Source organism: Membranihabitans maritimus (assembly GCF_021729145.1).
In the GTDB taxonomy this organism is placed as follows: Bacteria; Bacteroidota; Bacteroidia; order Chitinophagales; family Saprospiraceae; genus Membranihabitans; species Membranihabitans maritimus.
Genome location: NZ_JAJSLW010000040.1, coordinates 1 through 9,406 on the forward strand (window position 1 = coordinate 1; position 9,406 = coordinate 9,406).

At 39.5% G+C, this 9,406-nt stretch carries 11 protein-coding genes; 5 read left to right on the plus strand and 6 right to left on the minus strand.

The annotated features are described in order from the left end of the window. The 4 genes from LVD47_RS23045 to LVD47_RS23060 form a co-directional block, all read left to right on the plus strand. A partial coding sequence (locus tag LVD47_RS23045; protein WP_500797288.1) for a site-specific integrase occupies positions 1-568 on the plus strand: 568 nt, incomplete at its 5' end. Positions 569-817: 249 nt separating this feature from the next. Further along, positions 818-1,147 (plus strand): hypothetical protein, encoded by a 330-nt coding sequence (locus LVD47_RS23050; RefSeq protein ID WP_236981030.1) that lies wholly within the window; start codon positions 818-820, stop codon positions 1,145-1,147. Further along, a complete protein-coding gene (locus tag LVD47_RS23055) occupies positions 1,148-2,290 on the plus strand; it encodes a hypothetical protein (RefSeq protein ID WP_236981032.1) in 1,143 nt (380 codons plus the stop codon). It abuts the gene before it with no gap. Between the two features lie 261 nt (positions 2,291-2,551). Then, positions 2,552-3,391: a hypothetical protein gene (locus LVD47_RS23060; protein WP_236981034.1), complete on the plus strand. Its 840-nt coding sequence runs from the start codon at positions 2,552-2,554 to the stop codon at positions 3,389-3,391. 337 nt (positions 3,392-3,728) lie between these two features. On the opposite strand, the gene LVD47_RS23065 is transcribed toward LVD47_RS23060, so the two are convergent. The 3 genes from LVD47_RS23065 to LVD47_RS23075 form a co-directional block, all read right to left on the minus strand. Further along, on the minus strand, positions 3,729-4,664 hold the full coding sequence (locus LVD47_RS23065) for an Rpn family recombination-promoting nuclease/putative transposase (RefSeq protein ID WP_236981036.1): 936 nt from the start codon (positions 4,662-4,664) through the stop codon (positions 3,729-3,731). 380 nt (positions 4,665-5,044) lie between these two features. Beyond that, positions 5,045-5,335, minus strand: a complete 291-nt coding sequence (locus LVD47_RS23070; protein ID WP_236981038.1) for a hypothetical protein — start codon at positions 5,333-5,335, stop codon at positions 5,045-5,047. Between the two features lie 39 nt (positions 5,336-5,374). After that, positions 5,375-5,572, minus strand: a complete 198-nt coding sequence (locus tag LVD47_RS23075) for a hypothetical protein (RefSeq protein ID WP_236981040.1) — start codon at positions 5,570-5,572, stop codon at positions 5,375-5,377. Positions 5,573-5,845: 273 nt separating this feature from the next. On the opposite strand from LVD47_RS23075, the gene LVD47_RS23080 reads away from it, so the two are divergent. Then, the gene (locus LVD47_RS23080; protein ID WP_236981042.1) at positions 5,846-7,180 is read left to right on the plus strand and encodes an ATP-binding protein; all 1,335 of its coding nucleotides are present in this window, start codon (positions 5,846-5,848) and stop codon (positions 7,178-7,180) included. 585 nt (positions 7,181-7,765) lie between these two features. On the opposite strand, the gene LVD47_RS23085 is transcribed toward LVD47_RS23080, so the two are convergent. The 3 genes from LVD47_RS23085 to LVD47_RS23095 form a co-directional block, all read right to left on the minus strand. Further along, a complete protein-coding gene (locus LVD47_RS23085) occupies positions 7,766-8,056 on the minus strand; it encodes a hypothetical protein (protein ID WP_236981044.1) in 291 nt (96 codons plus the stop codon). 39 nt (positions 8,057-8,095) lie between these two features. After that, positions 8,096-8,662, minus strand: a complete 567-nt coding sequence (locus LVD47_RS23090; RefSeq protein ID WP_439652053.1) for an Rpn family recombination-promoting nuclease/putative transposase — start codon at positions 8,660-8,662, stop codon at positions 8,096-8,098. 335 nt (positions 8,663-8,997) lie between these two features. Next, positions 8,998-9,406, minus strand: a 409-nt coding sequence (locus LVD47_RS23095; protein ID WP_236981047.1) for a hypothetical protein, incomplete at its 5' end; no start/stop codon positions are given.

The window sequence follows — 9,406 nt, forward strand, 5'->3', positions numbered from 1 at the left end:
GTCATGTTTTTTTGTACGTTTTCCACATAGGGGGTCAACATCCCGGATTCAGGGGGTCAACAACTCCGGATTATCCACCATAAAGACCTATTTGAGTTTTGTAAGGCAATTTTTTGCGGTACGTCCTGACCTTCATTGGAATACTATCAGGATTGAAGACATTAACCAATATAATTATGAGAACTTTATTATCGGCAACAAATCATATAGAACGCAAAATCAGTGGATCATTGCCATAAAGATATATGTAAAGGTGAATGGATTGGATATGGGAGAGCTTCAGGACATTGAAAGGCCAAGACGGTCGAGACCATTGCCCAATGTGCTGAGCAAAGAAGAAGTCAGACGAATATTGGAAGTCAAGGGCAACCTCAAGCACCGAACGATGTGGAGCCTTATCTATGCTTGCGGACTTCACAGAGGCGATCTGCTCAATCTAAAACCTGACGATGTAGCATCTCACCAGTTCTCCTTACTTCAGATTAAGCCTCACGGATTGCACCCTCGGAGCTTACTAATGTTTCCAGGCGTTACCCTCGCACATAGGAGACTTACACTCCATAGTTAATGAATGCGCTTTCGCATCCTTACTTTCTTTGAAATTAGCTATATTTACAAAGAATGTTTGCCATTCGTGGCACACACACATTGTATATAAAAAATAGGCTAAATAGTACTGAATTCAAGGTTTTTGCATCGTTTCAAACTTTGTGCTTAACCAAAAGTTTCGTTCTTCGAAATCGCCTACTTTTCATATACTAAACGTTACCAGCAAGTGAATGAGACGTTCGTACATAATGTCAAATGAAAATTAAACATGAAAGAACTTAAAGAACTAGTTGTTGAATTCCAACTATATGACAAAAAACCGAAAAAAGAATTATTAGAAGAATTCAAAGATTTAGAGATAATTGAATCGAATGCATTTACAGGTGCTGATCTTTTAACAATAATTCTTCCTGCAAGTATTGTGTTAGTCGATAAAGTTTTGAACTTCTATGTCAAAAATAAGCAGACTACAAAGGGTACTATTAAAGTTGGAAAAGATGAGATAAACCTTAGTGGTTATTCAACAAAGGAGATATTAGAATTAACACAGGATGGTAGTTTAGACAAATTGAAAGAATTACTAAATAAAAAGAAATAGGTGGTAGAAAAGAAACAAATTGAAAGATTAGTAGGATTAACTAGACCAAATGCAAAATTTGTTGCAGTTACCCATTCCAATGAATTCACTGAACCTCTCCCAGAGTTAGGAGATGGTTATTACTATGTTAGCCTTTATGATGAAAAAATTGATTCTCTTTTGAATAAAACTAATGATGGTAAGCTCTATTTAATTCATAATACATATCTCTCATCATTTGCATACAACCTTTACCTCTGTTTGTTTTATAGCCAACAAAACAAAGAAGAGGTTATAATAAAAAACAATCCATTACTTACCCATAATTTTAAAAAGTTTTTTGCCGAACAGCTGTATACATTTAACAACAATATTTTCTCAAGAGCAATTCTATTAGAGACATTGCTTTACGAACAGCAAATGATGGTTCCTGTATTTGAGCAAAAGAGTACAGACAAAGCTTTGAATGAAAAAGCAAGTTTTGCTTCAAGTATTATGTCTAGTTTAGTTTCATTTCATGAGCTAGGACATTATTTTCTTGAAATAGATAATACCACATGGAGCACATTATTAAAAGATAATAAAAACACTTTAGGCGTTTTATATGAAAAAATAAAGCTAGATTCAAGTCAAGATTTGTTGGAAGAGTTTAAGTGTGATGCCATTGCTGTATTAAGTTGTGTAAATCAGTACAGTAAGGATTATGGGATGGAAATAGTGTTAAAATCTGCTCTTTTTGGATTCGCTTCATATGCCGTTTTATCTTCTCTTGTAAAGTCTGCGGAAGCTACTTCCGAAGAACATAAAAAGATTGTTGAAAATGTAAATTTTCTTTCAATTGAAAAGCAGCATAGAGATTATGATTACAAAATTGGAATTGATAATGATTTTGTGTTAAGAACTAAATTAATATCATCTTTATGTATGCATATCGCTCACAATGAGAATATTGATTTATTTAGTAAACAAGAAGATATTTGTTTACCTGATTCTCTTCTCGATGATATGCTAAATGTAATTAACATAGTAATGGATTCTAATGATAGCAATGCAAGAAAAATGTCAATGTTGGTAGCTGAATCGCTTCATAACCACCCCGAAGGAATGGAATATTTATATTTAAGGTCAAAAGTATTTGAAAGTGTTAGAGACTTAAAGCTATAAACACCAGCTGGCAACATTTTGTATAAGTAATGGCAGGTAATGTAGTAAATTTTAAGGTTTGTAGCCCGCTCAAACACCGTAGCGGTTTGACAGGAAGGTGCCACGCAATCTGTCACTACTCATACAATTTACCGTTGGCTATCATCAAAATAAAATTATATGAAAAGAGTTCTCGCATTTGGTATTCTACTAATACTCTTAGGTGGTTGTACTGATAAGATCAAAGAGGAACGAATTTATTGGTTTGAAAATGAAACGGAGTTGACAACTGATTTTGAAATTGACGTATCAAAGCGCTTTATACTAATTCCAATTGTAGCAGAAAAGGATACGTTGCAATTTATATTTGATACAGGAGCAAATCAGATTTTGATTTTTCCAAACCAACAAACCAATAAACTAAAGTATATCAAAGGGGAACCGTTAAATTCAAAGGAAGGTATTCATACCATTGATGGACGATTCATTCATAATTTAAACTTTAATTTAGAATCAATAATCTTTGAAAATGTTTCAGGGATACTAACTGACATGAAACGCTTTCCAGAACAATTTAACGCATATATAAAACAAATGGGAATAGATGGTATGATTGGATATGATGTTCTTAAAGATTTCCCAATACAGTTGGATTTTGAATCAGGCAGAGGTACAGTTTATAGGAATTCCAATGCAGTTAATGATGATAAGTCAGGTAGTTTGTTAGCATTAAGTTTTCATAATAATAAGCCTTACATAGATTGTAAAATAAAGTCGAATAAAGATTCTCTTGAAACGATAAAACTTCAGTTTGATTTAGGGAATCTGGGCACACTGGAACTAATACCCTTTACTATACCTAATTTTGAAATCCCTGAAAATGCCGAGAAAAAAGAGGGGTATGGAATATCTGGAAAATATGAAATTTATACCGGAATAACAGAAAAACTCCTGATTGGAGCTATTGAGATTGACAGTATTCCAACGGCTTTTTTACCAGTTAACATCTATTCTGAAAGTGATAGGAACGGAAAGATTGGACTTGAAGTCATGAAACAATTCAATTTGACTATTGACTATCCCAATGAGAGATTAATAATTAAAAACAATAACGATAGCTAATCGAGTAGGTAAAGGGGAGTCTCACCCCTAAACCTCTCACAGAACCGTATCCCGATGGTCGGGACAGGCTATGAACCTCTCGATTCATACGGCTCTTGTTATGCAATCGGTATTGTCTAAAATGATTTAGACCAGTTTGTACCCCAATTCCCAATGATAGAATAGATTCGGATAGGAAATCGCTACACGCCTGAGCCATTTGATGGCTTTGACTTTGCTTCCTTTGTGGATATAAAAGTTCAATTTGTGCCAGTCATTTCGGTCCCACTTGCGCCAAAGGGAGCACGAAATGTGGATCGGACTTCCGTTCGATTTGTGCCTGTCAGACCGAAGTGCGTTACACTTCCATCTCTTTCCGCACTTGTTCTACAAATTCGGGGGAGACTTCAAGTATTTTACAGATGAAGGCGACCTCCAGCCCCTCTCTTAGCATATTTTGGACGGCTTGTTTTTTCGTTTGTTGCGTGCCTTCCTGCCTGCCTTCCTTCCTGCCTTCTTTCTTACCAGCTTGTCGAAGTTTGTCTGCTGTACTTATAAATGCTGTTTTCATAATTTCCGGTATTTTGTCCACAATTATATTAAATTGTTCTTCTTTTACCTCTATTAATTCTATGAAGTAAACGATCAGATCTTCTAATAAGTTCCGACCTATCCATGATTCCAACGTCGAAAATATGTTATGAACCTGAGTAAGTAAACGCTCCGGATCATGGGAATATTTTTGAGTGATTAATGTAGAAGTTAACATCGCATTGCCTAATTGCAGAAGTTGTTCTTCCGTATAATCCCCTACATTGCGGAATATAATCTTAAATTCCGGGATATAGTCCAGCAAAACCGCCGGATAATCCGGGAAGAAATGGCGCATATCTTCCGGATGCCAATCCTCACCTCCGTGGTAATAGAGGAACGGAATGACTGGGGTCAGCGGTTCGTTCTTGGCTTTCAACTGCTGCTCATAGGCACCAAAAAGATACCGGCCCAACTGGATATAGACATACTTGTTCTTGAAGCTCTTATGCTCTACCAGAATGCTCAGGTATAATTTCCCCTTCCCGGACTTTAGCGGACACTCGAAAACCATATCTGCAAAAAACTCTCCTTCTTTCATGCCGGAGATAAAACTGGTCCCGGAATGGCTTAATGCACTAAGATTGACGATCTCCTTCAACGGTTCAGGCAAAAATTGGGTAAAATAATCCCGGGCCATTTCGAGATCACTCAAAAGGGCCTTCATGAACCGGTCGTGCGGATTGCGGATCTTCCGTGCCATTTCCGTTAAAAATAGTAAAAATCCCGGAAGATGCGCAGGAATAGGGGGATGCTATCGACCATAGATCTGGATTGTGGAAAAACGTGAGCAATGTGAATACCAATCCGGGCTAGCTTGTACAGGCACTATCAGCCTGCATGTATCCCGGCAGACCCCGGGAACTCTGGGGGGCGCCAGGATGACCCCTCTTATTAATAGTTTGTGAGCTTGCCCAGCCTGCCCGGACGGGTCTTTTCGGGGTTGGTGAGTCGCTAGATTTTCGAGTTGTGAGCTGTGAACGTTGAGTTTCGAGCAGCTGAGCAAGATTTAACAGATCTTCGAGATCTGTCAAATCTGCCGTGCATTTCGATTCAAGTTAGTGTCTGCCAGACCGAAGTGAGTTATACTTCCATTTCTTTCCGCACTTGTTCTACAAATTCAGGGGCAACCTCCAGTACATCGCAGATAAAATCAACTGTACTTCCCTTGCGGAGCATATTTTGGACGACCTGTTTTTTGGTTTGTTGCGTGCCTTCTTTCATACCTCTCTGGCGGATTCGGTCTGCTGTACTTATAAATGCGGTTTTCATAACTTCTGGTACTTTATCAATCAATTCAATTAATTTTTCTTCTTTTACCTCTACTAATTCAAAGTAATAAAGCAATAAATTTTCAAATAAGTTCCGCCCCATCCATGATTCCAACGTCGAAAAAATAGTACGAACCTGGGTTCATAAACGCGTCGGATCGTGGGAATATTTTTGAGTAATCAGAGCGGAAGCAAGCATGGCGTTGCCCAATTGCAGAATTTTTTCTTCCGTATAATCCCCTACATTGCGGAATATAATCTTAAATTCCGGGATATAGTCCAGCAAAACCGCCGGATAATCCCGGAAGATGCGTAGGAATAGGAGGATGCTATCGACCATAGCTCCGGATTGTGGAAAAACGTGAGCAATGTGAATACCAATCCGGGCTAGCTTGTACAGGCACTATCAGCCTGCATGTATCTCGGCAGACCCCGGGAACTCTGGGGATCACCAGGATGACCCCCTCCTAATACTTTGTGAAGTTGCGAGCTGCTGAGCCAGGGCAAGGAAGTAGTCGGCAAAGGGGTACTGCCCCTTTTTAAGGAGTGCGTCCGTTTGTATCCGACAGGGTATTTTCATAACTCCGGTATTATCGTTAATTTGGAGGGGTAAATGGCGGAGTCACAAAATACGGAATATAAAAGTAGTTGGCGGGATGAATACCTCAAGTGGATTTGTGGGTTTGCAAATGCTGATGGTGGTACCATTTATGTTGGCAAAGACGACAAAGGGAGAATCATCGGCACAGTGAATGCCCAAAAACTCCTCGAAGAAATCCCAAACAAAGTGAGAGATGTTTTAGGAATTTTGGTGGACGTCAACTTGCATGAAACCCAACAAGGCAACTTCATAGAAATTTTTGTTGAGCCTTATCCAAATGCCGTGAATTATAAAGGCCAATATCATTATAGAAGTGGCAACACAAAACAAGAGTTGAAGGGTGCTGCTTTGGATAAATTCCTGTTGCAGAAAAAAGGGAAACGTTGGGACGGTGTTCCTGTTCCAACCGTTTCGGTAGGCGATTTAAAGAAGGAAACATTTGATTTTTTCAAAAAAAAGGGTATCAATAGCAAACGTCTTACTGAAGAAACATTTTCTGAAGACAATGAACATTTACTAGAAAATCTAAAACTCATTGAAAACCTACCTGGGATAACAAATGGTTATTTGAAACGAGCTGCCCTGTTACTGTTCCATCCCGATCCAGAAAAATTTGTCACGGGTGCTTATATCAAAATGGGTTATTTCGAAAACGAAGCCGATCTGATATTTCAGGACGAAATTCACGGAAACCTTTTTGAGCAAATAGAAAAGACTATAGATTTACTTTTTACAAAGTACATCAAAGCCCTAATCAGCTACGAAGGAATTCACCGTGTAGAAACCTATGAATATCCAAAAGAAGCTATTCGTGAAGCCTTGCTGAATGCTATTTCTCACAAAGATTATTCGGGACTAACTCCCATTCAAATCAGGGTCTACAGGGATAAAATTATGATTTGGAACGAAGGTCATTTACCCGGAGACTGGACCATAAACAATCTTTTAAAAAGTCATTCATCACGTCCTTACAACCCTGATATTGCCAATGCCTTTTTCCGAAGCGGGTACGTGGAATCCTGGGGACGGGGTATAAGCAAAATGACCGAGTTGTGTGTAGCTCGGGGACTTCCAAAACCCACTTATCTCGTTGAAGGATCAGACTTTTGGGTGGAATTCAGAAAAGACATCTATCACAAGGAATATTTGCAAGAGTTTGAACTCAATAAAAGACAATTAGATGCCCTATTGTTTTTTAAAGATAAAGGTGAAATTATTAGTTCGGACTATATGAAACATTACAATATTTCTGAACGTACAGCAAGATACGACTTAGCAGAACTTGTCGAAAAAAAGCTACTTATCAGGGTAGGAGAAAAAAAATCGTCTAAATATATGTTCCATTAATCAAAATTATTTGCCATTAAATTGCCGTTAAAACAACTCTTTTGCCGTTAAATTGCCGATAAAAGAAAAGAGTCGCTGATATAAGCAAGCTGAAAATATCACAATATTGCCACAGGATCGGGTTTCGAAGGAATATGAAGATGATTACAATGAAATGAAAGAAAGTATGTTTCCGGAAAAACAACAACCTGGAATGAATTAACTCAAAAATTATTTCTGCTTCAGCAGCATATACAAGCTTTGGATTGGTAATTTCGAACAAGCTCAGTTTGCCTTGCACGAGACACCTGATTCAGTCAGTTGGAGAAGCCGGAGTATAGCCTGTACAGGCGTTATCAGCCTGCATGTATCTCGGCAGACCCCGGGAACTCTGGGGATCACCAGGATGCCCCCTCTTAATAGTTTGTGAGCTTGCCCCAGCCTGCCCGGACGGGTCTTTTCGGGGTTGGTGAGTCGCTAGATTTTCGAGTTGTGAGCTGTGAACGTTGAGTTTCGAGCAGCTGAGCAAGATTTAACAGATCTTCGAGATCTGTCAAATCTGCCGTGCATTTCGATTCAAGTTAGTGTCTGCCAGACCGAAGTGAGTTATACTTCCATTTCTTTCCGCACTTGTTCTACAAATTCGGGGGAGACTTCAAGTATTTTACAGATGAAGGCGACCTCCAGCCCCTCTCTTAGCATATTTTGGACGGCTTGTTTTTTCGTTTGTTGCGTGCCTTCTTTCATGCCTCTCTGGCGGATTCGGTCTGCTGTACTTATAAATGCGGTTTTCATAACTTCTGGTACTTTATCAATCAATTCAATTAATTTTTCTTCTTTTACCTCTACTAATTCAAAGTAATAAAGCAATAAATTTTCAAATAAGTTCCGCCCCATCCATGATTCCAACGTCGAAAAAATAGTACGAACCTGGGTTCATAAACGCGTCGGATCGTGGGAATATTTTTGAGTAGTCAGAGCGGAAGCAAGCATGGCGTTGCCCAATTGCAGAAGTTGTTCTTCCGTATAATCCCCTACATTGCGGAATATAATCTTAAATTCCGGGATATAGTCCAGCAAAACCGCCGGATAATCCCGGAAGAATTGGTGCATATTCTCCGGGTGCCAAACTTCACCTCCGTGGTAATAGAGGAAAGGAATGACCGGTGTTAATGATTCACTTTTGGCTTTCAACTGCTGCTCATAGGCACCAAAAAGATACCGGCCCAACTGGATGTAGACGTACTTGTTTTTGAAACTTTTGTGCTCTACCAGGATACTCAGGTATAATTTTCCCTGCCCGGACTTTAGCGGACACTCGAAAACCATATCTGCAAAAAACTCTCCTTCTTTCATGCCGGAGATAAAACTGGTCCCGGAATGGCTTAATGCACTAAGATTGACGATCTCCTTCAACGGTTCAGGCAAAAATTGGGTAAAATAATCCCGGGCCATTTCGAGATCACTCAAAAGGGCCTTCATGAACTTGTCATGCGCAGGAATAGGGGGATGCTATCGACCATAGATCTGGATTGTGGAAAAACGTGAGCAATGTGAATACCAATCCGGGCTAGCCTGTACAGGCACTATCAGCCTGCATGTATCTCGGCAGACGCCGGGAACTCTGGGGGTCACCAGGATGCCCCCTCTTAATAGTTTGTGAAGTTGCCCCAGCCTGCCCGGACGGGTCTTTTCGGGGTTGGTGAGTCGCTAGATTTCGAGTTGTGAGCTGTGAACTTTGAGTTTCGAGCAGCTGAGCAAGATTTAACAGATCTTCGAGATCTGTCAAATCTGCCGTGCATTTCGATTCAAGTTAGTGTCTGCCAGACCGAAGTGAGTTATACTTCCATTTCTTTCCGCACTTGTTCTACAAATTCAGGGGCAACCTCCAGTACATCGCAGATAAAATCAACTGTACTTCCCTTGCGGAGCATATTTTGGACGACCTGTTTTTTGGTTTGTTGCGTGCCTTCTTTCATGCCTCTCTGGCGGATTCGGTCTGCTGTACTTATAAATGCGGTTTTCATAATTTCCGGTATTTTGTCCACAATTATATTAAATTGTTCTTCTTTTACCTCTATTAATTCTATGAAGTAAACGATCAGATCTTCTAATAAGTTCCGCCCCATCCATGATTCCAACGTCGAAAAAATAGTACGAACCTGGGTTAATAAACGCGTCGGATCGTGGGAATATTTTTGAGTAATCAGAGCGGAAGCAAGCATGGCGTTGCCCAATTGCAGAAGT

Excerpts from the sequence above, each read along its gene's own strand:
- LVD47_RS23050 (WP_236981030.1), top strand. The coding sequence starts at position 818 with ATGAAAGAACTTAAAGAACTAGTTGTTGAATTCCAACTATATGACAAA.
- LVD47_RS23065 (WP_236981036.1), bottom strand. The coding sequence starts at position 4,664 with ATGGCACGGAAGATCCGCAATCCGCACGACCGGTTCATGAAGGCCCTT.
- LVD47_RS23070 (WP_236981038.1), bottom strand. The coding sequence starts at position 5,335 with ATGGGGCGGAACTTATTTGAAAATTTATTGCTTTATTACTTTGAATTA.
- LVD47_RS23075 (WP_236981040.1), bottom strand. The coding sequence starts at position 5,572 with ATGGTCGATAGCATCCTCCTATTCCTACGCATCTTCCGGGATTATCCG.
- LVD47_RS23080 (WP_236981042.1), top strand. The coding sequence starts at position 5,846 with ATGGCGGAGTCACAAAATACGGAATATAAAAGTAGTTGGCGGGATGAA.
- LVD47_RS23085 (WP_236981044.1), bottom strand. The coding sequence starts at position 8,056 with ATGGGGCGGAACTTATTTGAAAATTTATTGCTTTATTACTTTGAATTA.